Raw genomic sequence first — 24840 nt, 5'->3', positions numbered from 1 at the left:
CAATCCCTGAAAAAAGGGAAGTATTAGCAATAAAAACGGTGAGGTGCCTGAGAGGCCGAAAGGATCAGTTTGCTAAACTGACGTACGGGAAACTGTACCGAGGGTTCGAATCCCTCCCTCACCGCCAGCCTGAGTGTCAAAATGCTTCAAAACCCTGTAAACGAATAGTTTACAGGGTTTTCTTTTTTAAAAGAATACTCAAAACATATATGAATACGCATAATTCTTTGGAAATATTCATTGAGACTTTTTTTCTGAAAAAAAGTCTCAATGAAAACGTTGTAATAAATTGACATACAATATGTTCAATAACTAAACATCTTGTATTTCATAGACTGCATTTCGCTATTTATTTACCTTACAAATGCGTGTCTATGTCAAAGAAAAGGTTAGGATTGTTGTTCTTCTTAAAAAAGCACCGAAACTCCGAAAAGGGTTGATGTAATTTATGAGGCGAAGATCTCACTTTTTTAGAGCCAGCAAAATGAGTTGGAAGGCTTTAAAAGTGGGCGGTATAGTAGTAAAAGGATATAAAGCATGGCCGCGAATATGCTCCCAGGCCTTATTATTACTTATTTAAATTATATCAGGAAGGAATATTCCTTACCTATCATTGTCTGAGAGAATGTCAAAATAACTTTGTATGAAGATTTTTTTAGCCGTTAGCGTTACTTCACATCAAACTTAAATACTTGCACTCCAGCCTGGCCGTTTGCACCGATGCCTTGCAATACACCTATGTATTTTCCGGTTTGATCTGATGTGTAAAATGATACATTGCTGGCGTTTAAACCTGTATCAATGGCGGGCGACCAATAAAGCAAATTCCTAAAGTCGGGCAAGCGGCTTTTGAGCTGCGCATCATTATCATATAGAGGCGAGTAAAACTCCCGTTGCAATTGCATGCCTTCGTAATCTATCACCACAGCGTGCGGGTCCATTTCGGTACCCCCGAGATCCCCTTTGTAAGTAGTAAAGCTCAATATACCTTCGTAAACCGATGGGCCGTAATAGTAGCGCTGCCTTATCACGTCCAACTTACGGATCTTTAGAGGATCTAAAGCTAACGCCTTATCGATATTAAATACCGGGATGCCGTCAAGCAAAACTAAAGGGTCACCGCTTAAGTTATAAGCTTCATCATGGATAGTGATATGAAACCTGCCGCGCGTTTTGGAGACAGCCACCTCACGGACATACTCTTTTAAAACCTCCTCCATAGTCAAAAACCGGGTGTAATCATCCAACTTGTAAACTTTAAAAGCTGTACCGAAAAAACCACTGCTATCCAATCCGGGGTCGTAAAAAGTTTTTAGCCTGTTCCCTGCATAGGTGTTTTGCACCTGCGCACTCAAACTACCTTCTTCTAACGATCGCCGCAATGCATTAGAAATAGTTAAACCAGGGAGCGCGGTTTTTGTATACTGCTCAGCAAAGGGACTTAGAACTTCCAGCCGATGTACAGTATCCTGCCCGGTATTGGTTTGCACAACAATTTCGTTAGGCCCATAAAAGTCTTTGGTGTTAAATAAAAACCTGCCTGTAGTATCGCTCAGGGCTGCGTACATCTGAACACGTTTGCCAGGCATCGCCATGTATGCAATAACACCCTTAACGGGCTGTTTGCTGGCCGTATCGACAACTTTGGCGGTTACGATGTGTCCATTATATTCGGGCAAGTAGTTGAATGCCGGCTTGCTTTGCAGGATGCTGTTCCATTGAAACCTGCGCCAGCCCTGGGTAAGCATTAAGTTATTAGTTGCAGCGTCGGCTTCTGCCGATGTATTTTTTAAATAATATACCGGCGATTCTATAGTCCCCTTTAAGTCGGAGCTTAGCCATAAATAACTTGCTATATCATCCTGATCACCGTTCTGCAACGAATCTAATTTATAAACAGCCATTGACATACTCGACGGTAACCACTTGCCTGCGTTATCTTTACTGGTTACCTGTACACTTACATGTTTACGGGTAGTGTATTGCTGCAAGTCCGGGTTGGCTGTTATGAACAACGACTGTTTTGGCCGTTTAAAGTAGAGACGTTCGCAAACCGGCTGCCTGGCGTTATTAAAAATTGTCAGGTGAGAAACGCCATCGTCAAGCTTTGCTTTGCTAATGTTAAAGGTGGCCAACCCATCAGCCATATCCGCACTTTGCGCTAATTTAGTTAACTGGGCAGTATGCGCGAAAAGGTAAACCGTGCTATTTAGTGTTCCCCGAACTTTAACCGTTAGGTTTTCGCCGGCATCAGTTAATTGCATCGTATATCCGGAGCTATTTGCGGCCGGCAGGTCCTTTACAAACGTCTTGGTCCCTGCGGTGCGGATGATCGCTTTGTAGTGATTGCCGGCCTTAGGTGTAAAAGCAAATTGCCCCATGCCAAATTTAAGCGGCTGAAACCTGACTACTGTATCATTACGCTGATCAACAATAACACCTTTAAAATCAACTCCTTTTCCGGCCGGGTCAACCGCTTTAAAACCTACATTGCTTGTGATGCCATTGACCATATTACCCCCTTCAGGAAAAAACTGCGCATCCAAACCTATGTCAGCCTTAGCAGTATTGGGAAAGCGCAGTGTGTTTATGATCGTAATTTGCTTTTCAAAAAAAGTTTCGGGGCCAAAATTTTTCATCCAGCTGGTATATGCCCTCAACTTATAATTACCATTAGCGATGGTGGACGGAATCACAAACGAACCATTGCCAACGCCGTTTTTAAGCGAGATCTTAGCCAGCATTGATGCTACTTGTGCGTCATCTAAAATTTCAACATAGGCCACTTTGCTAATATCAAGTAACCTATGATTGCCGGCATCTACACAGTATAATTTAAACCAAATAATGTCGCCGGCTATGTACGCAGCCCTGTCGGTATGCGCAAATATTTTTTCTTGCAGTGTATTTTGCTGATACTGATTAAAATTGTTTTGAGCCTGTTGTAATACCTGCGCCTTAGCACTAGTGACACTTATAACGGCAAGCCCTAACAGCAAAATGCTTTTAGCAGCTTTTGGTATATATCTCCTATATCTTTTCACAATCATTACCATTTCTCAATTAATCGGTCCAGAAAGCCGGTTTTTTATTTACTCCTCTCAACGTGCAATCGGCACATTCAAAGGATGAGCGCCCATAGCCTATAATAGTTCCCAAGGCGCTTGTTATAGCATAAGTTGGTTGCGCAAATCCCGATGTGATATAAGCGCTTACCTCGTTAATGCCGGTTGATGATAAAATTAAAGAGGGAATTTCTTCACAATCGTAGGGGTATTTAACATGCCATTCTTCCGGCAAAGTACTTTTATCAATGTAAATCCTTTTTGTTTGCATCGTGCTGATGCCTACATACCCTATAATCGGCAGGCCGGGGTTAGTAACACAATGGATGTTACCGATAGATTGCGATGGCAAAGCATCAAACACGCTCCCTAATTGTTCCGTGTTTTTTTTTAAATTGTCGTAAAATTGATATTCATCCTTACTTAAAGCATATTGTTTTAATAGCATGCTATAACGGATCCCGATCTTTTCTGATGTCGGGTCGATTTTGGTTATAGGCGCTTTTGAGATTACATCCTGCGCCAGTTTTATGGTTGTGCCTAATACAATAGTGCTGGATTTAGTACTTCCAAAGCAATTAAATACATCTTCGGCATCAGACCGCCGGATCACATTAGCGCCAACAACTTTATAGTTAGAGATATACCTGGCGTGAAACCGCCAGGTTTCTTCATATTCCCATCGGTAGTAAATAGTTTTATTGCCGGCATCATGCGCATTAGCGCTTAATTGCAGGCCGTCTGCCTGGACATCATAGCTAATGCTGTCTATAGGGGGGGTAATTTTAACTTCGGCATCGTCAGATACGTATTCAATACCTGCACTAGTTCGTATTCTTAAATGATATTTTTTAGAAGCATCCAGGTTGAGTGCGGGGATAGCATATGTACCCGGTTTTATTTCGCTTAGTGCCTTTGTGAAATTACTGCCTTCTACAATAACAGAGGCGCTTTGCTCGGCGGCAAGTTTAGTTGTATCGGTTAGTTTTATGGTATGGCTTAGTTTAATAAATGTAGTGTCGTTATTGTTGATAAAACCTTCTACCACTAAAAAACTATTAGGCGCCACTATAACGGGCGGAACATAAGGTTTACGGCAGCTATAAGTGGTAATAATTATTGCGATACAACACAAAAAGATGATCCTATAGTTCATTCGATCAGTGGTTTTTAAATAATTTCTTCCTCTCATCTCTTTCAAATTAAAAACGAATATTATAATTGATAAACGGTACCGGCGTAGCAAATATCGATAGCTTATAACCGCTGATAACGCCGCCCTGCTCGCTAAAATAGGTGGAGTATGCGTTTTGTCTGCCGGTTAAGTTGTAAACCCCAATAGTGAACGAGTTATGCGTTTTTTGATGCACCTTGTGGTTGCCATCAATGTTCATAGAAAAATCACTGCGGAAATAATCGGGAATGCGGTAGGCGTTCCTGTCAGAATAATACACCCTTTCCGAACCTGCATAATAGTACTTGGCAATAGGTAAGGTAATTGGCCTGCCTGTACTATAAGTTACATTAAGCGATACGCTAAAGCGGTGCGAAAAGCGGTAATTACCCACAAAGTTAAAATCGTGCGGTTTATCATAATTGGCAGGGTAAAAATTACCGTTGTTAACAGGTAAGCCAGCGTTAGGGTCATCCTGCTTTAAAAAAGTACGCGAATAAGTGTAGCTGATCCAGCCGTTGGCTGCACCTGTGTTTTTACGCAGCAGGAACTCCACTCCGTAAGCTTTGCCACGGGTGCTTATCACATCTGTTTCTATATGGTGGTTCAACACCAATGTCGCGCCACTGCGGTAATCCAGGTAATCTTTTAAACGCTTGTAGTAAACTTCTACAGATGTCTCGATCGTATTCGACTTTAAGTTTTTGTAAAGGCCCAGCGATACCTGGTCGCCATATTGCGGTTTAATATTAGGGTTACTTAGCTGGTAAACATCTGTAGGGGCGATGGCCGTTGTGTTCGATAGCAAGTGGATATATTGACGCAAGGTGTTGTAACCGCCCTTAACCGACAGATTATCGTCCAAATTATATCGTGCAGAAACCCTTATCTCCGGCCCATGATAGGTATTGATCACTTTGCCACTACGATATGTAGTGCTGTCAATTAATGTTGTTGCGGTTTTTGGCTGATTTGGCACATAATTATTTACCACCTGCGGCCCCAGGAAATTGTACAGTGAATACCGGACTCCATAGCTTAAAGATAGGTTAGGGCTGATATCCCACTTATCGCCGGCGTATATGGCGCTTTCTAATGCTTGTTGTTGCGCAATAACATCGGGCAGGGCTAATGATTGCGCGCCGTTTGGCTCAAATGTACCGGGATGCAACCGGTAATAAATGCTATTTAAACCAAAGTTGATAGTATGGATACGGTTGGCGTAATAAGTAAAGTCTGTTTTAAAATTGGTTTGGTTAATGTCAAAGTTGAGTTTGTAAGCATTAACCGGGTTATCAGAACTGGCTATGTTATACTCGTACCTATCCAGCCCGGCCAGGAAAACACCAAATAATTTATTGTTGAAATTGTGTTTCCATTTAATATTTATGTTGCGGTTAGCGTAGCTGTAGGCGGTATCGCTGTTCAGTTTAAACTTATCACGACTAATGTAGCTACTCACATAAATATTATTCTTGTCGTTTATCTGGTGGCTGATATCCAAATTGAAATCATAAAAAGATGCCTGGCTGTTTTTATAAGCATCGGGCAAAAGGTTAAGCAACCAATCTGAATAGGTAGCCCGCCCGCCAAATATGAACGAAGTTTTATCTTTTACTATCGGCCCCTCAATATTTAGTCGACTGGTTATTAAACCTACGCCGGCAGTACCGGTAAATTTCTTTTTATTGCCTTCGCGATCAGTAACGTCAAGTATGGACGATAACCTGCCACCAAACTTTTCAGGGATGCTGCTTTTATACAATTCTACACCTTTTACAATATCGGGGTTAAAGGCGCTAAAAAAGCCAAAAAAATGCGCGGGGTTGTAGATGGTAGCATCATTTAGCAAGATCAAATTCTGATCGGCCGAGCCGCCGCGTACGTTAAATCCTGTCGTGGCTTCCCCTACAGATTGCACCCCTGGCAGAGTTAGTACCACTCGCAAAATATCAGCCTCTCCAAACACCGTTGGTACTTGTTTAATGCTTTTTATATCCAACCGGGTAACGCCAAGTTCTACACTACGTACGTTAGCCACTTTTTCGGCGCTGATCTTTACTTCTTTTAAACTGGTTACCTGCTCCTGCATTTCGATAATGAGCTTACCATCTGAATATAAAACGATTTGTCTGCGGGTATCTTTCATGCCGATACCGCGTACGTTCAGCGTGTGACGGCCGCGACTCATCTTTACGGTAAAATAGCCAAACTGGTCTGTAGCCACACCCGATTTGGAGTCGACAATGTAAATACTTGCACCAGTAACCGCCTCTCCCGATTTGATATCCCGCACATAGCCGGATAGTGTGGCATTGCCTGCCTTTATCTCATTGGTTTTAATGCCTATCTCATAAAGTTTATTTTCAGTAGTGGCTTCAACTACTTTTCTATCTTTATCCTCAACGTAATCGTTAGTAAGGTTACTAGTCGGCGTAATAACGGCATCCGGCTTATCATCATTAAAAAAGCCGGTTGCAAACCCTGTTTGTATTATCCTTGCACGGATTAAAAAAACCTGGTTTTGCGGGCTGATGGCGTAATGATAGTTAGTGCCTTTAAAAGCCATATCTAAAATGGCATCTACGGTTTTGTCTGCGACTTGCATGGTAACCTTAAGGCTGTCAAACTGGGCGGCATCATAGTAAAATCGATAGCCGCTTTTAGCTTCCAGATCAGTTACGACAGTCCCAATATTTGCTTGCTGAAAATTTACGCTTATCGTTTTTCTAATTGCTTCTTGCGCAAACGCCGCTTTCAGCATTAATAAACAACAAAAAAATGCCAGGTGAATTTTTTTCATACTAAAGCGTTATCTGATCATAATATGCTGCTACTTTCATCATCGCTTGTTCCTGATCGTCTTTAAACTTAATCTGATTAGTGCCGATGTATTGCTTCAGTTCTTTCTTCTTATCCTTAAAAACGCTCAATAAGTCGCCTTCGCTGCTCACGCTGGTATAATTGCCACTCTTTTTAACGTAGATATTCTTAGTCGCGTTGAAATAAGTTTCTATCGAGCCTGTGCTATTGCTGGCATTTTGAATGCTTTTTGAGCGCTTAACCAAAATAGAAGTTTTACCCTGGTACAACTGATCGTAAAACCCGGCGGTTACACCTTTGTCATTTTTTAAAGTGTCCGTATTGATATAAACAAAATGGTGCCCCAGCCAGTCGAAACTCTGCACACGTTCGCTCAGTAAACTTATTTTGGCCGATTTGTTTGGGAGTAATATAGCAACCAGGTCTTTATTGATATCATACAACATCGGTACGTTTTTATAGGGGAAGCCGTCGTATTCTACCGCGCCGGGCGTAAAATTGTTTACATCGCCAAAGTAGGCGTTGCCCTTGATAACGGCATCGTAAAAGTTATACTCAGGGCCATTGTACAGGCGGGATTGGTCGCCTATGGCTGTCAGATAATTAGCAACTGTATTATCAAACACAGATTGGCGCAGGTCGGTATCGCTTTGTAAGTTTTGGGACGAAGCGCTTAAAGCTCCGCATACAACCAGCACGCATGCCGGCAGCATTTTAAAAAAAGTACGGTTCATCTACTTATGTAGTATATAATTGGTAATATGAAAGTAAGTACTTTTATATTAAAATCAATAGATTAAGTTATAGACTTTAATGAAACTTTTCGCAAATCAGATTGGGAATTTGAAATTGCGAACCGCGAAAACAGGAGAGGTGTTTAGCTTTATTATCTGATAAACGTTAATGTAAGGGATAAAAAATGGGTAACGACAGAAATTCTGTGTTGTCCCAAAAGAGAGATCCCATTAGACACAATTTTTGGGGTAAGACTCTTTTATCACAACACGACATCCCATTTGAGATTGATAAAATCCCACTTACAAGCAAAGCTTACCGAACAGCCGCGACGTATTTAGGAATATCCGACAGAAAACGCTCAGCTCGAACCTGACTTTAAACGGAATAAGGACTATAAAGAGGTTCTGTCCGGACTTGACCAGCAATTAAAGAAAGCCGTGTCTGAAATCCTTAAAACGATTAAAGATTAAATGGAATTTCACGGTCTGTTACCGAAGAATCTTTAAAGACTTGGAAATGCGGTTCCAGATGCGTAAAATTCACAACGGAACAATTGGCGGGCAGGAATGCAGTGTGAAAGCGGCGGATTTATGAGCGACCCGCCACCAATTTTATACAATTTTAGCAAAATAGCCGATGAGCTAATGGTCAAGCTCTAACTCTTTGCTTGACGCTTTCGAATATCTCTTCCTTTTCAGCTTGCTTTAATACGCCCAAAGCCGTTAATGGCTGTACACCTGAATCCAAGGTTAGATAAAGCTGCCAGCCGGCCCAAAATGTTTTTTTGAGCGTGATATCTCTAATGCTTTGATAAGAAACAAATGTGAGCGGACCGGTATCCATTGCCAATTTATTTGCGCCGCTGCCTTTCGGTATCGCCCGGTAATAAAGTCCTTCATCGTCCAGTCTGGCGCGTTCCACTCCATCAGAATATTTGATAAAACAGTAGCCTCCCAGCAAAAAACCTAACTTAAACGCAAGCATGAATAGCGATCCCAGAAATTCTATTACACCTTCAAAACTAATCAGGACCCATTGAAGATTATTCCAAAACGAATCTTTAATATCAACACCCATGAAGGTAAAAGCAAGCCCAACAATTATCAGAATAACACCAATTGTTAGGGAGCGCCAAGGCGGCAAATAATAGCTCTTTGATGATTCCCCGTTTTTCATTTGAACAAGAATGATTTAAGGTTTATTTTTATGAAATAACAGTGCAAACACCTTGTTTTTTTTCCTGTAATTTGCACGGATGATATCAGGAGCTTCAGCTTCTTCGTTGATACCATTTAATATGATCTCCCGCTTATCTTTACCAGAACTACAGCTCAGCCTAAATTGACCATTAGCTTCAGGTACACCGCTCTGTGGCATAAATAGCTTTGCCTTTTGCCGGGTGCCAACCAACCTGATTGCGCTGGCACCGATATATCCATCTGCATAATCTAGATGAAATATGCCATTTTTGATCCTCGCGGTATATTTAACAGTTTCATACGCTTTTGCCTGCTGAGCCATTGCGGCGTTCGCAGAAAAACAAAGGCTGCTAGAAAAGATAATTTGAAATAAAATCAATTTCATCATGTACAAGTGTAATATACCTGGCTATCTGTTTTATCGACACTGCCCCAAACTTTGAAGCCACGAGGTTCTTTAGTAATGAAATCTGTCCAGCTAATTGAATATAAAGGTTCTTCATCCATAAGTTTTAATTTTTCAACCTACACAAATCGTCGATCATTTCTTTGATGGATTGATCGGTATAACCGTACAAACCCTGGCCGATCCTTTTCAGTTTGGGCGGCGGAAGCACCAGCTGCCTATCTTCTTCGATGCTTACGCCATCTTGGAAATCCAAGTGATGCGAGGAAAAAGAAAGTAGGTATCGATGGCCTTGTCTGTTAAGTAGTATCCTGAATAGTGTTGGCGATCCTGCTTTTTCAGGCAGCAATTCGAAAGAGAATCCTTGCTGGTGAAGCGTTTCATTGCCTACGCGGTTAAACGCCTGCCAATAGTCCCGGTGTACTTTGTCCATCAAACAAACAACATAACTCGCGTTCTATTGTTTATTCGTTATAAATCTTCTAGATTATTAAACAACCAGTATGCCAGGTTGTTATCCTTATCAACGAATCTATATTATCATGAGAAACTTTTTAAAGTACGCAACCCTGCTGTTAATATTTCAAGCATTCATCGTGCGCGGTCAGTCGAAGATCAGCCTAAACGGGGTATATGCCGGCGTAGAGATTATGCCGTCTGCAATGGGAGGAATGAGCCGCAATGATATAGTAATATTATTCAGGCCCGACGGTACATACAATGACGATCTTCGGAAGTCCGGCTGGCAACAACGTGTATCGGGCCGTTATACAATAGGCGGCCGTACGGTATCGCTGCGCACCCCCGGCGACAATAGGGCTATTACTTACACCCTGGACAATGATGGAAATATGAATGCCGGCAGCTTTAACCTTGTAAGACAACCTACGGATAGCAGTATACCTAACGGCAATTATGAATTTAGTTCGGCCGGGGGCTCCGGCAGCGGCGGCAGCGGAACGGCTGTAGGCAGCTTTTCAAATAAAGGATTTTATTTTGATGGACAAGGCAATTTTAGCGCCAATAGCCACACGGCTGTAGTAGTATCCGGCTCAAATGTGGGCGGTGGTAATAGTCATAAAAGCAGCGGCGGCGGCACTTATAAGATCAGCAGAGGGGTACTGACGTTAACATTTGCAAATGGTACAACCGAGATGCATTCCTTTTTCTGCCGCCCCGGTTACGATCCTATTATGGCGGTCATTGACGGAGATATTTATTTCGTAAAAAATCGCCGCAAAAAATAACAAACATCGTTGCCGGCCCAATCGCAACATCCAAGGTGTCGGTTGGCAAAGAGTTTTTCAATATAGCATCACTCACCGCATGAAAAAAGTTTTATTATTATGCATTCTTTTAACAGCTCCGGTCATCTTAAAAGCACAAACAACGGAGCAAAGTCAGGTAAAAGAAATGCTTAAAACCTTTTACACAGCTTACATGACAAACTTTTCCAATGATACTGGTAAGGACTTGCTGCAATTAAGGCGCAAATATTGTACAAGTAAGTGTGAACGGCTATTTAGAAAATTAGTTGAAGAAACTGATGCGGACCCTATCATAAAAGGTCAGGACAGTGACGCCCAATATGCCCAAACCTTAATTATCAAAAAAGATAACAACAAGGCCAATTCATACACAGTTTCTTATTCCTATGATGATTACAATGAGAAAGGGGAATTAAAAAAAGAAGTAGCTACCATTAAGCTCATTATTATAAAAGTAAAAGGTGTATTTAAAATAGACTCAATTTCTTAAAAAACCTATATGTCTGTGCGCCCATTTGCCTATACATGGCGATACCCAAGCGGGCGCTTTTCAATTATGCTGAATCATCCTATCTCCAACATAAGCCGCTTTTAATAACCTACTAGTTTTATAGGTCGCTAATTCTGTGTTTCAAATCTGCGTTCTTTGCTGTTGCCACGGCTTCCTGAATGACTTCAAAACAGCGCATTTTGTCGTTTTCAGATAGCAGCAAGACGATGTTATGTGTTTCAGAATCCGTTTTTATATTGATCACCCGGTTCACCAGGAATTGTTGCTCCATCACACCAAACTCTTTTCATAAATCGATAGTTATAAGTGCATCGAAAATGAATACCTATCAAAAAGCAAGCTTAATATCCGTTGATGAAGCCATCACCAAAGGTCGGCAAATGTTGCTGCTGCCGCGCATCGTAATGGTCGTGGGCCTGGTTTTCTTTTTGTTCCCAATGGCACTTATCTTTATAGGTGTTTTTGAAGGGCCACCTTTCACCACTAACGTTTGGCTGGTATGCACAGGAGTTACCGTGTTTTGCTTTGTGGTATTTTGTTATCTGCCGTATTTATTCTGGAGTAAAAGGACAACCCGCTGGAAGTTGTGGGCCTTTGATAATGTGGATGATGTTCACGAACTGAAGATCATGGCAACAGGAGCACATCTTTGTCCTGCTTATAGCACGGTGATGGACAAGTTGCAGATCCAGTCTGCTGAAGAAAGAGAACAATGGCGTAATTTACAGGATCGCTTTAATTTTAGAAGCGCCTTCAAAGATGATCCTGAGATTCCGGCCAGAACAGAGGTTTTCTATTCAAAACTCCATCTTACTATCCAAATTTTGTTCGCGTTGCTTTTTGTAGCAATTGGTTCGGTCATTGAATTTGACCGTAAAGCATGATGGCCAGACAAGTTTGAAAATAATAGCTGCTCTAATCGCTTTGGTTCCGATTTTCTTGATATTTAAGTCCGCTCAACGGATGATCAAGAAACAGCCGGAGCTGGTGCTCGATAACCAGGGGCTTTACACCGAACAGACAGGGTTACTTAACTGGGATCTGATCTTTAATGAAAAAGTGACCCGGGTAGATCAGGGAAAAAGAGGTGTTAAGTTTACTTTCAGCTTTCAGCATCCTGGCGGCATCGTCAATATTGATATTAGTGACTTTAACATTAGTAAAGGACGATTGGAAAGGTTGATGCGCGTTTATAAAGGACGGTACAGCAGTTAATTTTAGATAGTTATTCACCGGCCATTTCCGGTTCGGCATCTCGGGCATGTCTGCAATAAACTGGCGCAAATCGAATAAAAAGGAAAGTAGGAGAAGTGATGTCAATCAGCTGGAAAAGAGATTGCAGCATTTCTGTGGGTTGTATGAACAAGCATTCATGCGTTGAATTTTTTTAATTGTTTTTTGCACCGATAATTAGTTTTACTAATATGAATGACACCAGTATCAGACTTGATTCTAATCACATTAAACGGTGTTTGATGTCATTATAATTACGCACTAATGTTTTGAGCTTTGGTATATGAAAAACATCCTGATCTCCACCGACTTTTCGCCAAATGCCAACCACGCTGCGGCTTATGGTTACAATTTGGCAAAGCAAGTTAAAGGTAATATTCTTTTGGTCAACGCTATAACCATCCCTGCCGAGGTTACTCAATCGGGGATGATCGTTTGGCCGATGAATCAAGAAAGTGAGTTAATTACTGAAAGTACCGATGAGCTGCAAAAACTGAAAGCGCATTTGGAACAAAATGATTATTCTGATACATTTCGGCCCAGCATCAATTACCTCACAGAGGCGGGAAAAGTAATCGATGTAATTGACCACATAGCCGATAAAGAGATAGGACTAGTTATTATAGGGAAACACAGCGCGGATGCTTTGAGTACTTTTTTACCGGGTAACCACTGTAGTCATCTAATAGATACTGCAAATAAACCACTTTTAATGGTGCCGGAGCATGCCTCAATAAAAGAGGTCAAAAAGATAGCCTTTGCATTTGATTTCAACCATATCGGTAAGGATCTCGAATCAATTTATAAATTGATTGAGTTTGCAAAAGCACTTCATGCCGATGTTTTACTCACTCACATTTTTGATAATCCGCAATCGTCGTCTATGAAGCTGATGATCGATCAACTATTAACCGAGTTATCCAATAAGGCAGATTATCCTCACATATATTATCGCGCGATCACAGAGAGCAATGCCGAACAGGGATTGGACTGGCTTTGTGAACACGGGCAAATAGATATATTGGCTATGAACCACGGGCCGTATAGTTTTATTGACGACGTTTTAAACTTGAGCCATACCCAAAAAATGGCTGCTCATATTACCATTCCATTATTGGTTTACCAGGTTGAAAACTAATGATTACCATCATTTTATTGCGGATCTGTTATCATATACCCAACACTTAATAAGCCGGATATTTAATAAAAAATAACATCATGGAAAACATCATCACAGTACCGGCACATTGGGTAAATAGTAACAACATTCAGCATAAATTAAGCTTTTTGGCTAAATGGAAAGCTTTCGCCGATCAGCAGGCTGATAGTAAAACGCTGTGGTTTATTGTTTCTTTAATAGCGCAGGGCGTATTGTTTTTGCCAATACCGGCGGCGTTGATCTATTACTTGCAGGCACCGCTCGCCGTTTTAGCTGTAACGCTTGGTTTGTACTTCGCCAACATCATTTCAGGTATGGGTGGGGCCGGTATCAGGGTTACGCTTTTGTTTTTCTTAGCCAGTGTGATCATCCATGTCCTGATGATAGCGCTTTTTATATTCTGATCAACATTATTATAAATAAAAAGGCCATTAGTAAATGATACTAATGGCCTTTACTGTTTGTTAGAGTATTCCTTTAATTTTTCGGTTTAATGCCCCTGCACCCTTTTTTACATACACAGGCATCGCCCAGGCATTTTTTCATTTGTAAATTATCCAGGTTGGTTATCGTTTGGTTGGCTATTTCCTGCAGCGCTTCTTTGGTCAGGTAAGCCTGGTGGGGCGTGATCAGCACATTATCGTAAGTCAGCAGTATTTGCAGTAAGGCGTCTTTGTGAGCATCATTAGAATGATCTTCAAAAAACAATCCCTGTTCGTGTTCGTAAACATCCATGCCTATGTAACCAATCTTGCCTTTTTTCAGGGCAACCAAAACATCAACCGTGTTAATTAGCCCACCCCTTGATGTATTGATTAGCATGACGCCATCTTTCATCCGGTTAAGCGTCTCCTCGCGGATTAAATATTGAGTGGCTGTGGTTAATGGCAAATGAAGTGATATAATGTCATCGGAACCGAGCAACACTTCTAATGAAACATGCTCTACATCAGATGCCTCACCCTTAAAATATGGATCATAACCAATAACAGTGCAACCTAAGCCATTGTATATTTTGGCTGTTGCCAACCCCGTATGCCCAAGCCCGATGATCCCCACTGTTTTACCCGAAAAATTAAAGCCGATCAAATCCTCGTTTCTAAAATCAAATTCGTGGCTGTTTTTATCTGCTTTGATCAATCTGCGGTTAAGCGCGAATGCCATGGCGACGGAATGCTCTGCGATGGCTTGTGGCGAATAGGAGGGTACATTAAAAACCTTGATGCCATATTTCTCTGCTGCCGCTTTATCGATATGATCTGTGCCCGTAGAACGTGTGATGATATACTTAATGCCAAGTGCTGCCAACTGATCTATCACTTCGGCTGATACTTCATCATTCGTGAAAACAATTACCGCGTCTTTGGCTTCGGCATAGCCGGTCGTTTTACCATTTAAAGGATTTGCAATTAGCGTAATATCATGTTTTTTTTGGTTGGCTATCGCCAGAAATTCTTTTTCAAAAGGCCTTATACTGTATGCTACCGCTTTCATGTTTTTATTATTTATGCCAAAATTAACCTCTAGATGTTGCTTTGGCCATGAGCAAAGACAGCCGGAAAAATGATGCTGGTTAGTTTTTCATTTTGGCAAGGCGGGGTTCATCCAGTATAGTGATCAGGCTGGCCGTTTTTTCTATTAACCCTTCATCCTTAAAGTCAGATAATGTCCGGCTAACGGTTTCAGTTGCCATGCCCGCCATCGCGGCCAGGTCCTCGCGTGATATCTTAAACCCGGAGGTGTCTTTTGCTTTGGTGCGTTGCAGGCGCAATAGCACTTCGGCCATTTTCTTTCGTACCGAATTATAAGCCAGCTGCAGCAGTTGCAATTCTTTTTCCCTGATATCCTTTGCCAGTAATTTGATAAATTCCCGGCCTACTTCGGGATGCCTGGAGAGCAGTTGCTCCAGCAGATCTTTCGGGATTAAACATAGCGTACTGTCTTCGATAGCGGTAGCAGTATCCGTATAAGCTTCATTGGCCAGCAGAGCATTAATCCCGAGGTAATCTTCTGCAAGATACATGCCGGTCATCAATTCACGCCCGTCATCGGCTAATTTGATGGTTTTAACACAGCCGCTTATCACCAGGTAAATACCATTGCCCTTGTCCCCGTCATAATAAACAACCTGGTTTTTTTTAAAGACGCGGGTTTTACGTTCATGAACAATATTTTTCAACTCGGCCAGGCCATCCACGTTTTTAACAAGCGCCCCTAAATGATCTAGCGATGCGCTATAAAATTTTTGCTGGCGTTCTTTCTTTTTCAGCCGGCTTTCAATGGATTGCGAAAGCTCCATATCGTCAAAGGGCTTTGTCAGATAATCATCGGCACCTAAATCCATTCCTTTGCGCAGGTCCAGGTGCTCGGCCTTGGCCGTTAAAAATATGAAGGGGATGGTGCTTGTTTCAGGATGCTGGTTTAAAATGTACAACACGCCATAGCCGTCCATCTCGGGCATCATAATGTCACAAAGAATGATATCCGGTAGGTGCTTTAATGCTAAGTCAACGCCGGCTTTACCGTTTTGTGCGCTGTAAACAGTATATCCTGCCAACTCTATTATTTCCACGACATTCTCGCGAATGTCGTCGTTATCTTCTATTACTAGAACTTTTTTCATGATGCCGTGAATATTATGGTAAAAATGGTCCCCTGGTTAACTTTACTTTCAAAATTCACACTGCCACCCATCAGATCTATGTAGCGGGCCACGATGTTCAGCCCTAATCCCGTTCCGGGTATAGTCCCTGTATTGTGCGCCCTAAAGAAAGCTTCAAACAAATGTTTCTGGTCTCTTTCGGGGATGCCGATACCATTGTCCTTAACGGTGATGATGCAGTTGTCTTTATTGATCTCCGTTGTAAAATCAATGAAAGTGTTTTCCCCGGAGTACTTAATGGCATTGCTGATGAGGTTGATGATGCAGCCTTTTAACAGGTTTTGATCCAGGTTCACGCTGCTGCTAACGCCGGTATGCTGATAAATAATATTCTGATGTTGTTTAGCGATGGCCTGCATTTCTTCGGTAATTTCCTCAGAGAGTTTAACCAGGTCAAAGTCGACATAGGTAGCTTGCTCTTTACCGGCTTCCAGCTTTTCGAGTGACAGAAAATCATTGAGTATCGCGGTTAAGTTTGTTACGCCCTGCTTGATCTTTCCAACATGTTTACCAATGTTTGGTGTATTTAAAGATTCGGCATAACGTTCGATCAAACCAGCGGACAATTGTATAGAGGTTAGCGGTGTTCTGAATTCATGTGAGGCGATGGATACAAAACGGCTTTTGAGAAGACTTAATTCTTTTTCTTTCTCCAAAGACTGGCTTACCTCTTCTTTCGCCAGTTCCAGGGCAGCTACGGTTTCATTCAGGGTTTTAGTGCGCTCTGCAACCTGGTCTTCCAGATGCGCTGCATATTTTTTCAACTGTAACTCTGCTTCTTTCTCGCGCGTCAGGTCATGGATAAACCCGGTGTAGATTTTTCTGCCGGAATATTGCACTTCACTTAACCCAAGGCGGAAAGGAAAGACAGTGCCATCTTTTTTCAAACCCTTCACTTCACGTCCAACGCCGATTATGTGCGCTTTGCCGGTACGTTGATACCTGTCAAGATATTCGTCGTGCTGCTCTTTATCGGGGGGCGGCATCAACATAGATACGTTGCTGCCTATTACCTCTTCAGGAAGGTATTTAAAAAGTGCGCATGCAGAAGGGTTGATAGACTCGATTTTCCCCCTGTCATCTATCGTAATAATACCGTCAATAGCGTTTTTAATGATGGCAACTAAAAGGGCGGCGTTTTCCATACTACAATCAGGTATAACCCAATTGTTATATCTCAACTGCAAAGGTCGGCTATAGTTAACGCAATACGCTGAATTAAATGCTGTATAAAAGTGACACTCGTCACTTTTATACTACCTGGAATAGCTTGGTTATTAATCAATAATTAAATAATAGAAACAATTTAGCTTTACTGCGTTATAATAGTATGGATTTAAAAAGACCTGTGAATGTGCTAATTATAGATGATGATGAGATCAGTAATTTTATTTTAATGAAACTATTGAGAAAAATATCGTCTGATATAGTAATAGAAATTTGCTTGAATGGCGAACTTGCAATTGAACATTTACTGGAGCTGGTAAAACGGGACGCAAAGTATCCCGACATCATATTCCTGGATATAAGTATGCCTGTTATGAATGGTTGGGGCTTTTTAAAACAATATATGCACGACGGTTTTGACCAGATTTTGAAATCAAGAATATTTGTCGCTACCTCTTCCATATTTCAGCGTGACCATGATCATGCATTTGGTCACCCTATAGTGGAAGACCTAATTGTTAAACCATTTAATATAGACGGCCTAAGGGATATTTTAAACTCGAAATTAAAATTGGTTTAGTGATACCTGTCATTGTTTCGGCTGTTCTCCATCATCAAAAAAATAGTTAAGTACATCGACTTTTACGGCATACCATTTAAACAGTATGTCCTATGTCAACTTTAACTCAAAATAACACTGAATTAGAATTCAGAACCGAACATGACTCCATGGGTGATGTGCAGGTACCTGGCGAACGATATTGGGGCGCCCAAACCGAACGCTCCCGCAATAATTTTAAGATTGGGCCAAAGGCTTCGATGCCGGCCGAAATTATTGAAGCTTTTGCCTATTTAAAAAAGGCAGCTGCCTATGCCAATACCGACCTTAATGTATTGCCGGCCGACAAACGCGACCTGATCTCACTGGTCTGCGATGAGATACTTAAAGGTAAGCTGCCGGACGAATTCCCGTTGGTGATCTGGCAAACGGGTTCAGGGACACAATCCAACATGAACCTTAACGAGGTGATCTCCAACAGAGCGCACGTGATCCATGGCGGAATGCTTGGTGACCGAAAAACTGTTGTTCACCCGAATGATGACGTAAACAAATCACAATCATCCAACGATACCTTTCCCACAGCCATGCATATCGCGGCTTATAAAATGCTGATCGATATTACCATACCGGGAATTGAACTACTTCGCGATACCTTAAAGAAGAAATCAGAAGCTTTTAAAGGCGTGGTCAAAATAGGGAGGACCCACCTGATGGATGCCGTACCTCTTACCTTAGGACAGGAAATATCGGGTTACGTTTCTCAGTTGGATCATGGTCTGAAAGCATTGCGAAATACACTCGATCACTTGGCCGAACTTGCACTCGGCGGCTCGGCTGTAGGCACCGGTATGAACACACCAAAAGGTTATGATGTAAAAGTGGCGGAATACATAGCCAAATTTACTAACCTGCCGTTCCGTACGGCAGATAATAAGTTCGAAGCGCTGTCTGCACATGATGCCATTGTAGAAAGCCACGGTGCACTGAAGCAGATAGCAGTATCATTAATGATGATCGCTAATAACATCCGCATGCTTGCCTCCGGCCCGCGTTGCAGCATAGGTGAACTGCACTTGCCGGAAAATGAACCGGGCTCATCCATTATGCCGGGTAAGATTAACCCTACCCAGAATGAAGCCGTTACCATGGTTGCTGCACAGGTAATGGGAAATGATGTTGCGATCACCATTGCCGGATCTAATGGCCAGTTTCAGCTTAATGTATTTAAGCCAGTTATGGCTGCTAACTTCCTGCAATCCGCCCGCCTCATCGGTGAAGCCTGCGCATCCTTCGAGGAACATTGCGCCAGGGGTATTGAGCCAAATCACGAAGGTATAAAAAAGCACCTCGATGAATCACTGATGCTGGTTACTGCGCTTAATCCGCACCTGGGTTATGAAAATTCCGCTAAGATCGCGCAAAAGGCGATGCGGGAAAACCTATCTCTACGCGAAGCAGCTATCGGCCTGCATTTGCTAACCAGCGAGCAATTCGACCTGTGGGTTAACCCGGTGAATATGGTAGGCTCTTTCTAAAGCTATATCATCATAATAGTGATCCGGATCATATAAACTGATGTTCCGGGTCATCTTTTAACTTCCTGTATAACATCACCTTTACAGCATTCAATCAAACGTTTTTTTATCCTACATATGTGAAAAACTTTACCCTCCCGATCCTGATGCTGTTTGCTTGTTTAAAGGCTTCAGCCCAGCAACCCGCAGCAACGCCGCAGGTGAACACCGATACCATTAAAAATTTTTCCACCTATAAAAGGTCTATCACTTTTGCCGGGCTTTTACAAACCAGGTTTCTCGGTTCACTAACCAAAAACGTAGATGTGAACGGTAAGAACTTCGACCCGGCAGCCACAACCGGCAAGATCACTAATACCTTTATGCTGAAACGTGTGCGCTTTGTTGTAAAAGGTACGGTAAATGATCACTTCTCGGCCAACCTGCTCGTCAATTTCGCAGAGTTTAACAGTGACCCGGCTAACAAGGTGCTGGAGAACGCTTACGTAAAATATACGCTTAGCAAACACTTTAATGTACAGGCGGGCCAGTTCAGGCCGTTTTTCGGGATTGAAGATGTGGTGCCAAATGATATCATCCGTACGCTGGACTACTCTAACCAGTATTACGCTTTCGGAGCCAGCGGCTGGCAGAGCTTTCAAACCGGTGTCGCCGTGTTCGGTAATGTTAACAAAGGTGGGCAGCTGCGGTATTATGCCGGCGCTTACAACGGTAACAACCGCAACCAGGCTGCGGATAACGACAATACTAAAAACATTTACGGCCGGCTTGAAGCCGATGTAATTAAAGGTTTGACGCTTGGCGTTAACGCCGCCCAGGGCAGCCTTGGTGCGGGTACTGGTAATGCACTGGGTATTGACGTAAAAGGCAGCTTAGCCCTCAATGAACGTTGGGAATTTGCTTTAGGTGGCGAATATAAAACCGGGACCAATTTTGCCCTTTACAACGCCCTAACTGTAAAACCTAAGTTGAGTGACGTAAGGATGCAGGGTTTTTATGTATTTCCCATCGTGCGATACAACACTAATATGCGCAGGGTAAGGGGTATTGAGTTTTCTTCCCGTTACGAATATTTTAATGAGAATTACCGACTAAACCATAACTCCAGGCAAACCATTATTCCAAACGTCTCCCTCATTTTTGCCGACGACTTTTACGCCGCGCTGCAATTAGGCGTATCTATCGACCTCTATCAAAAAAACATTCCCCTAACCACTGCTTACAACCACAACCTGGCTTATCTCCAACTACAGGTACGCTTTTAATTTATTATCATGAAAGAGATTAATCTTAAATCATTTGCGATCACCCTGGTGGTTGGCCTTATCATCTGGTTCATTCCTGTACCGGATGGTGTTAAGCCTAATGCCTGGCATTTGCTGGCTATTTTTGTGGCAACCATTGTTGGTATTATTTTAAAGGCGGCACCTATGGGTACCATGGCTATGCTGGGTATAACACTTTGTGCTGCTACCCAGGTACTGGCACCGGGTAAACCCATAGATGCCATCAAGAACGCGTTAAGCGGTTTTGGCAACTCCACCATTTGGCTTATTGGGCTTGCCTTTTTTATCGCCCGCGGTTTTATCAAGACAGGTTTGGGTAACCGGCTGGCCTATAACTTTATCAAGCTGTTTGGTAAAAGCACACTGGGCTTGGCCTATGGTTTAAATACTGCCGACCTGATCCTGGCGCCAGCTATACCAAGCAACACGGCAAGGGCAGGTGGCGTCATCTTCCCGATAATGCAGTCCATCGCGGTAAATATGGGAAGTGAACCAAACAAGCCCGAAACGCACCGCAAGATTGGCGCATTCCTGACTTTGAGCAGTTACAACGCAAATATGATCACCTCGGTCATGTTCCTGACTGCAACGGCCAGTAACCCGATGGCGCAGAAGTTTGCCCATGACTTGGGCGTAAACATCACATGGGGAAGCTGGGCTATGGCGGCAGCTATACCCGGTCTGGTTTGTTTTTTACTGGTGCCGTTATTCCTTTATAAATTTTACCCGCCTGAACTGAAGCAAACCAAAGAAGCGCCTGCAATGGCTGCTGCCAAGCTAAAAGAGATGGGTAAGATCTCGCTACAGGAATGGCTGATGGTAGCCACATTTATCATTCTGCTGGTGCTTTGGATCTTTGGTAATCTGATGTCTATCGATGCAACCACCGGCGCGCTTATCGGCCTTTGTATTCTGCTGCTTTGCGGTGTACTCACCTGGGAAGATGTCAAATCTGAAAAAGGCGCATGGGACACCATCGTCTGGTTCTCTGCCCTGGTCATGATGGGTTCCTACCTAAATTCTTTAGGATTGATCGGCTGGTTCGGGCATTTAGTAGGCGGCAGCATGAGGCAATTCAGCTGGCAGTTGGCATTCCCGCTGATCATACTGGTTTACTCTTATTGCCATTATATGTTCGCCAGCGCTACGGCGCAGGTGGCCGCGATGTACTCTGTGTTCCTGGCGGTAGGCATAGCCGTAGGCGTACCACCTGTAATGTTGGCCATCTTTCTTGGCGCTTGCCCAACACTGATGGGTTCATTGACTCACTATGGCCATGGGCCAGCACCTATATTTTTTGGGAGCACTTACGTGGATATGAAGGACTGGTGGAAGCAAGGCTTTTTGATGAGCGTGCTGTTCCTGCTGGTTTGGTTTATTGTGGGCGGGCTTTGGTGGAAGGTCATCGGGCTATGGTAGTCGACTGCAAAAATCATTTAATACATCATTGCCGATTCAATACCAATTATGAAACAGACAACCATTCAATATAAACTCGTTATGGCCGGAACGGGTCTGTTCCTCTGCTTTTTCTTGGTGATCCATTTGTTGGGTAACCTGCAGTTGCTTTTACCTGCCGCTGAAGCAAAAGAACAATTCAACTGGTACTCGCACCTGCTTGCGGGCAATATGTTCATCAAGATTATTTCCTGGGTTCTGCTTATTTCAATAATAGGCCATGCGGTTTATGCGCTGATACTGGCACGTAAAACAAAAAAAGCTAACGGGACCAAATATATTTATGACAAACGGGCCGATGTTAGCCCCTGGAATAGCCGTAATATGGGCCTACTAGGTACGGTCATCCTGATATTCCTGGTCATCCATTTAAAGGACTTTTGGTACGTGTCTGATTTTACAACAATGGCCCTGGATAAACAGGGTTATAAGGATATGTACTCGGTTGTGGTGTTAACTTTCCATCAATGGTGGTATGTGCTCATTTATGAGATTTCCTTCATTGCTTTAGGCTTTCACCTGTTGCATGGCTTCTTCAGCGCGGCCCGAACCCTTGGCCTTTATCATCCTAAATATGTAAAACTGCTGCGTTATACCGGCTGGGCATACACTGCCTTTATCACCGGTGGCTTTATGCTGATACCCATAGTTGTTTACCTTAATAACTGATCCAAATGTTAGAATCAAAAATACCCGAAGGCGCACTCGCCGATAAATGGGATAATTATAAAGAACACATCAAATTAGTCAACCCGGGTAACCGAAAAAAGCTGGATGTTATTGTGGTGGGTACCGGCCTTGCCGGTGCTTCATGCGCAGCATCATTAGGCGAACTTGGCTATAATGTAAAATCTTTTTGTTTCCAGGATTCGCCCCGCAGGGCACATAGCGTAGCGGCACAAGGCGGTGTAAATGCCGCTAAGAACTATAAGAATGACGGCGACAGTGTATTTCGCATGTTTTCAGATACGATTAAAGGCGGCGATTTCCGTTCACGCGAAGCCAATGTATACCGTCTTGCCGAATGTTCCGCTAACCTGATCGACCAGGCGGTAGCGCAGGGCGTCCCGTTTGCGAGAGAATATGGGGGTTACTTAAACAACCGCTCCTTTGGTGGTGTTCAGGTTTCACGTACATTTTACGCACGGGGGCAAACCGGGCAACAGTTATTATTAGGCGCTTACCAGGCCTTGATGCGCCAAGTCGGTGCCAACAAGGTGAAAACTTACACACGCCATGAAATGCTGGACTTGGTGATTGTCGACGGTAAAGCAAAAGGTATCATCACCCGTGACCTGGTAACCGGCGAAATAGAACGCCATGCAGCTAATGCAGTAGTGTTGGCAAGCGGCGGTTATGGTAAAGTTTACTACCTGTCTACGCTGGCTATGGGCTGTAATACCTCGGCTATTTGGCGGGCACATAAAAAGGGCGCGTACATGTCGGGGGTAAGCTGGATCCAATTTCACCCAACCTGCCTGCCGCAATCTGGCGAACACCAGTCGAAGCTCACGCTGATGTCCGAATCCCTGCGTAATGACGGCCGGATCTGGGTGCCCAAAAAAGCACATGACGAGCGGAAACCAAATGATATTCCTGAAGAAGAGCGGGACTATTATTTAGAACGCCGTTATCCTACGTTCGGGAATCTGGCACCTCGTGATATATCCTCCCGCGCAGCGAAAGAACGCATCGACGCTGGATGCGGAGTGGGCGTAATGAAGAATGCGGTGTTCCTTGATTTCTCAAAAGCTATTAAAGAGCAAGGCAAAGAAAAGATTAAGGAGAAGTATAGCAACCTGTTTAAAATGTACGATAAGATCAACGCGGTAAATGCCTATGAAGAGCCAATGCTGATCTCGCCTGCGGCACATTTTACCATGGGCGGTTTGTGGGTTGATTATGAGCTGATGACCACCATTCCAGGCCTGTTTGCTTTAGGCGAGGCAAACTTTGCCGACCATGGTGCAAACCGCCTTGGCGCCAATTCACTGCTCCAAGCATCGGTGGATGGTTATTTTATAGCACCCTATAGCATCCCTAATTACCTGGCCGGTGAATTAAAAGCGGAAAAGGTGACTACAGACCACCCTGCTTTTGTTGAAGCTGAACATGCCGTAAAAGAACAGTTGCAAAATTTCCTGAATATCAACGGGCATTTATCAGCAGATTACTTCCACAAAACACTGGGGAAATTGCTTTATGATGGCTGCGGTTTATCGCGCACTAAAGAAAGTTTAGAGAGAGCTATCGCATCTATCGGCACATTGCGGGCGCAATTCTACACGGAACTAAAAATAACCGGCGACCATACCGTGAACAGCGAGTTGGAAAAAGCTGGTCGCGTGGCAGATTACCTCGACTTAGGCATATTGATGTGTGAAGATGCCTTGAGCCGCGAAGAATCATGTGGTGCCCACTTTCGCGAAGAATACCAGACCCCGGATGGCGAGGCGCTGCGTAACGACCAGGATTACTGCTATGTATCTGCCTGGGAATGGAGAGGGGAAAACATAGCGCACGAATTACACAAAGAGCCCCTTGTTTTTGAAAATGTATTATTAACCGTAAGAAGTTACAAATAGATCCCGATC

At 43.1% G+C, this 24840-nt stretch carries 23 protein-coding genes and 1 tRNA gene; 13 read left to right on the top strand and 11 right to left on the bottom strand.

Translation table 11 applies throughout. The features are described from left to right. The first annotated feature begins 37 nt into the window (after positions 1-37). A tRNA-Ser gene (locus ACE5CV_RS13720) sits at positions 38-127 on the top strand. Positions 128-668: 541 nt separating this feature from the next. Here the strand turns inward: ACE5CV_RS13720 and ACE5CV_RS13715 are convergent. The 7 genes from ACE5CV_RS13715 to ACE5CV_RS13685 form a co-directional block, all read right to left on the bottom strand. Beyond that, entirely contained in the window at positions 669-3044 is a 2376-nt protein-coding gene (locus tag ACE5CV_RS13715) for a hypothetical protein (protein ID WP_374950752.1), read from the bottom strand. A 19-nt stretch (positions 3045-3063) separates the two neighbouring features. Beyond that, complete coding sequence (locus ACE5CV_RS13710; RefSeq protein WP_374950751.1) at positions 3064-4221, bottom strand: DUF4249 domain-containing protein; 1158 nt, start codon at positions 4219-4221, stop codon at positions 3064-3066. Positions 4222-4267: 46 nt separating this feature from the next. After that, on the bottom strand, positions 4268-7042 hold the full coding sequence (locus ACE5CV_RS13705) for a TonB-dependent receptor domain-containing protein (RefSeq protein WP_374950750.1): 2775 nt from the start codon (positions 7040-7042) through the stop codon (positions 4268-4270). Position 7043: 1 nt separating this feature from the next. Then, on the bottom strand, positions 7044-7796 hold the full coding sequence (locus ACE5CV_RS13700) for a hypothetical protein (protein WP_374950749.1): 753 nt from the start codon (positions 7794-7796) through the stop codon (positions 7044-7046). Positions 7797-8448: 652 nt separating this feature from the next. Further along, complete coding sequence (locus tag ACE5CV_RS13695) at positions 8449-8976, bottom strand: hypothetical protein (protein ID WP_374950748.1); 528 nt, start codon at positions 8974-8976, stop codon at positions 8449-8451. Positions 8977-8991: 15 nt separating this feature from the next. Beyond that, positions 8992-9387, bottom strand: coding sequence for a hypothetical protein (locus tag ACE5CV_RS13690; RefSeq protein ID WP_374950747.1), 396 nt, complete (start codon positions 9385-9387; stop codon positions 8992-8994). 124 nt (positions 9388-9511) lie between these two features. Continuing rightward, a complete protein-coding gene (locus ACE5CV_RS13685) occupies positions 9512-9838 on the bottom strand; it encodes a hypothetical protein (RefSeq protein ID WP_374950746.1) in 327 nt (108 codons plus the stop codon). Positions 9839-9947: 109 nt separating this feature from the next. On the opposite strand from ACE5CV_RS13685, the gene ACE5CV_RS13680 reads away from it, so the two are divergent. Together ACE5CV_RS13680 and ACE5CV_RS13675 are read left to right on the top strand one after the other, a co-directional pair. Continuing rightward, the gene (locus ACE5CV_RS13680; RefSeq protein WP_374950745.1) at positions 9948-10652 is read left to right on the top strand and encodes a hypothetical protein; all 705 of its coding nucleotides are present in this window, start codon (positions 9948-9950) and stop codon (positions 10650-10652) included. A gap of 79 nt (positions 10653-10731) precedes the next feature. Further along, the gene (locus ACE5CV_RS13675; protein ID WP_374950744.1) at positions 10732-11163 is read left to right on the top strand and encodes a hypothetical protein; all 432 of its coding nucleotides are present in this window, start codon (positions 10732-10734) and stop codon (positions 11161-11163) included. Between the two features lie 118 nt (positions 11164-11281). On the opposite strand, the gene ACE5CV_RS13670 is transcribed toward ACE5CV_RS13675, so the two are convergent. Beyond that, positions 11282-11455 (bottom strand): hypothetical protein, encoded by a 174-nt coding sequence (locus ACE5CV_RS13670; protein WP_374950743.1) that lies wholly within the window; start codon positions 11453-11455, stop codon positions 11282-11284. A gap of 46 nt (positions 11456-11501) precedes the next feature. Between ACE5CV_RS13670 and ACE5CV_RS13665 the strand changes: the two genes are divergently transcribed. The 4 genes from ACE5CV_RS13665 (at position 11502) to ACE5CV_RS13650 (ending at position 13980) form a co-directional block, all read left to right on the top strand. After that, positions 11502-12068, top strand: a complete 567-nt coding sequence (locus tag ACE5CV_RS13665; protein WP_374950742.1) for a hypothetical protein — start codon at positions 11502-11504, stop codon at positions 12066-12068. A 79-nt stretch (positions 12069-12147) separates the two neighbouring features. Further along, positions 12148-12399 carry a hypothetical protein gene (locus ACE5CV_RS13660; protein ID WP_374950741.1) on the top strand — a complete coding sequence of 84 codons (252 nt, stop codon included), beginning with the start codon at positions 12148-12150 and terminating at the stop codon, positions 12397-12399. Positions 12400-12700: 301 nt separating this feature from the next. Continuing rightward, complete coding sequence (locus tag ACE5CV_RS13655) at positions 12701-13555, top strand: universal stress protein (protein ID WP_374950740.1); 855 nt, start codon at positions 12701-12703, stop codon at positions 13553-13555. 80 nt (positions 13556-13635) lie between these two features. Continuing rightward, positions 13636-13980 carry a hypothetical protein gene (locus ACE5CV_RS13650; RefSeq protein WP_374950739.1) on the top strand — a complete coding sequence of 115 codons (345 nt, stop codon included), beginning with the start codon at positions 13636-13638 and terminating at the stop codon, positions 13978-13980. Positions 13981-14053: 73 nt separating this feature from the next. Here the strand turns inward: ACE5CV_RS13650 and ACE5CV_RS13645 are convergent, their stop codons facing one another. The 3 genes from ACE5CV_RS13645 to ACE5CV_RS13635 form a co-directional block, all read right to left on the bottom strand. Further along, positions 14054-15070: a 2-hydroxyacid dehydrogenase gene (locus ACE5CV_RS13645; protein ID WP_374950738.1), complete on the bottom strand. Its 1017-nt coding sequence runs from the start codon at positions 15068-15070 to the stop codon at positions 14054-14056. A 79-nt stretch (positions 15071-15149) separates the two neighbouring features. Further along, positions 15150-16199, bottom strand: a complete 1050-nt coding sequence (locus ACE5CV_RS13640; RefSeq protein ID WP_374950737.1) for a response regulator — start codon at positions 16197-16199, stop codon at positions 15150-15152. Further along, positions 16196-17383, bottom strand: a complete 1188-nt coding sequence (locus ACE5CV_RS13635; RefSeq protein ID WP_374950736.1) for a PAS domain S-box protein — start codon at positions 17381-17383, stop codon at positions 16196-16198. The genes ACE5CV_RS13640 and ACE5CV_RS13635 overlap by 4 nt, the downstream gene beginning before the upstream one ends. Before the next feature lie 185 nt (positions 17384-17568). Here ACE5CV_RS13635 and ACE5CV_RS13630 point away from each other — a divergent pair, with 185 nt between their 5' ends. From ACE5CV_RS13630 to ACE5CV_RS13605, 6 genes are all read left to right on the top strand, one after another. Beyond that, on the top strand, positions 17569-17985 hold the full coding sequence (locus ACE5CV_RS13630; protein WP_374950735.1) for a response regulator: 417 nt from the start codon (positions 17569-17571) through the stop codon (positions 17983-17985). A gap of 92 nt (positions 17986-18077) precedes the next feature. Further along, entirely contained in the window at positions 18078-19502 is a 1425-nt protein-coding gene (gene fumC / locus ACE5CV_RS13625; protein ID WP_374950734.1) for a class II fumarate hydratase, read from the top strand. A 119-nt stretch (positions 19503-19621) separates the two neighbouring features. Continuing rightward, the gene (locus tag ACE5CV_RS13620) at positions 19622-20767 is read left to right on the top strand and encodes a porin (protein WP_374950733.1); all 1146 of its coding nucleotides are present in this window, start codon (positions 19622-19624) and stop codon (positions 20765-20767) included. A gap of 9 nt (positions 20768-20776) precedes the next feature. Further along, entirely contained in the window at positions 20777-22207 is a 1431-nt protein-coding gene (locus tag ACE5CV_RS13615) for an anion permease (RefSeq protein WP_374950732.1), read from the top strand. Positions 22208-22255: 48 nt separating this feature from the next. After that, the gene (locus ACE5CV_RS13610) at positions 22256-22915 is read left to right on the top strand and encodes a succinate dehydrogenase cytochrome b subunit (RefSeq protein ID WP_374950731.1); all 660 of its coding nucleotides are present in this window, start codon (positions 22256-22258) and stop codon (positions 22913-22915) included. A gap of 5 nt (positions 22916-22920) precedes the next feature. After that, entirely contained in the window at positions 22921-24831 is a 1911-nt protein-coding gene (locus ACE5CV_RS13605; RefSeq protein ID WP_374950730.1) for a fumarate reductase/succinate dehydrogenase flavoprotein subunit, read from the top strand. Positions 24832-24840: the final 9 nt, after the last annotated feature.

This window comes from Mucilaginibacter sp. (assembly GCF_964263795.1).
Classification (GTDB): domain Bacteria; phylum Bacteroidota; class Bacteroidia; order Sphingobacteriales; family Sphingobacteriaceae; genus Mucilaginibacter.
This window is presented reverse-complemented; position numbering and strand designations above follow the sequence as displayed.

What these genes read in the sequence shown, in the direction of transcription:
- ACE5CV_RS13700 (WP_374950749.1), bottom strand. Translation starts at nt 7,796, where the DNA reads ATGAACCGTACTTTTTTTAAAATGCTGCCGGCATGCGTGCTGGTTGTA.
- ACE5CV_RS13610 (WP_374950731.1), top strand. Translation starts at nt 22,256, where the DNA reads ATGAAACAGACAACCATTCAATATAAACTCGTTATGGCCGGAACGGGT.
- ACE5CV_RS13635 (WP_374950736.1), bottom strand. Translation starts at nt 17,383, where the DNA reads ATGGAAAACGCCGCCCTTTTAGTTGCCATCATTAAAAACGCTATTGAC.
- ACE5CV_RS13615 (WP_374950732.1), top strand. Translation starts at nt 20,777, where the DNA reads ATGAAAGAGATTAATCTTAAATCATTTGCGATCACCCTGGTGGTTGGC.
- ACE5CV_RS13645 (WP_374950738.1), bottom strand. Translation starts at nt 15,070, where the DNA reads ATGAAAGCGGTAGCATACAGTATAAGGCCTTTTGAAAAAGAATTTCTG.
- ACE5CV_RS13650 (WP_374950739.1), top strand. Translation starts at nt 13,636, where the DNA reads ATGGAAAACATCATCACAGTACCGGCACATTGGGTAAATAGTAACAAC.
- ACE5CV_RS13705 (WP_374950750.1), bottom strand. Translation starts at nt 7,042, where the DNA reads ATGAAAAAAATTCACCTGGCATTTTTTTGTTGTTTATTAATGCTGAAA.
- ACE5CV_RS13675 (WP_374950744.1), top strand. Translation starts at nt 10,732, where the DNA reads ATGAAAAAAGTTTTATTATTATGCATTCTTTTAACAGCTCCGGTCATC.
- ACE5CV_RS13640 (WP_374950737.1), bottom strand. Translation starts at nt 16,199, where the DNA reads ATGAAAAAAGTTCTAGTAATAGAAGATAACGACGACATTCGCGAGAAT.
- ACE5CV_RS13685 (WP_374950746.1), bottom strand. Translation starts at nt 9,838, where the DNA reads ATGGACAAAGTACACCGGGACTATTGGCAGGCGTTTAACCGCGTAGGC.
- ACE5CV_RS13665 (WP_374950742.1), top strand. Translation starts at nt 11,502, where the DNA reads ATGAATACCTATCAAAAAGCAAGCTTAATATCCGTTGATGAAGCCATC.
- ACE5CV_RS13605 (WP_374950730.1), top strand. Translation starts at nt 22,921, where the DNA reads ATGTTAGAATCAAAAATACCCGAAGGCGCACTCGCCGATAAATGGGAT.
- ACE5CV_RS13695 (WP_374950748.1), bottom strand. Translation starts at nt 8,976, where the DNA reads ATGAAAAACGGGGAATCATCAAAGAGCTATTATTTGCCGCCTTGGCGC.
- ACE5CV_RS13660 (WP_374950741.1), top strand. Translation starts at nt 12,148, where the DNA reads ATGATCAAGAAACAGCCGGAGCTGGTGCTCGATAACCAGGGGCTTTAC.
- ACE5CV_RS13680 (WP_374950745.1), top strand. Translation starts at nt 9,948, where the DNA reads ATGAGAAACTTTTTAAAGTACGCAACCCTGCTGTTAATATTTCAAGCA.
- ACE5CV_RS13670 (WP_374950743.1), bottom strand. Translation starts at nt 11,455, where the DNA reads ATGGAGCAACAATTCCTGGTGAACCGGGTGATCAATATAAAAACGGAT.
- fumC (WP_374950734.1), top strand. Translation starts at nt 18,078, where the DNA reads ATGTCAACTTTAACTCAAAATAACACTGAATTAGAATTCAGAACCGAA.
- ACE5CV_RS13710 (WP_374950751.1), bottom strand. Translation starts at nt 4,221, where the DNA reads ATGAACTATAGGATCATCTTTTTGTGTTGTATCGCAATAATTATTACC.
- ACE5CV_RS13690 (WP_374950747.1), bottom strand. Translation starts at nt 9,387, where the DNA reads ATGATGAAATTGATTTTATTTCAAATTATCTTTTCTAGCAGCCTTTGT.
- ACE5CV_RS13655 (WP_374950740.1), top strand. Translation starts at nt 12,701, where the DNA reads ATGAAAAACATCCTGATCTCCACCGACTTTTCGCCAAATGCCAACCAC.
- ACE5CV_RS13630 (WP_374950735.1), top strand. Translation starts at nt 17,569, where the DNA reads ATGGATTTAAAAAGACCTGTGAATGTGCTAATTATAGATGATGATGAG.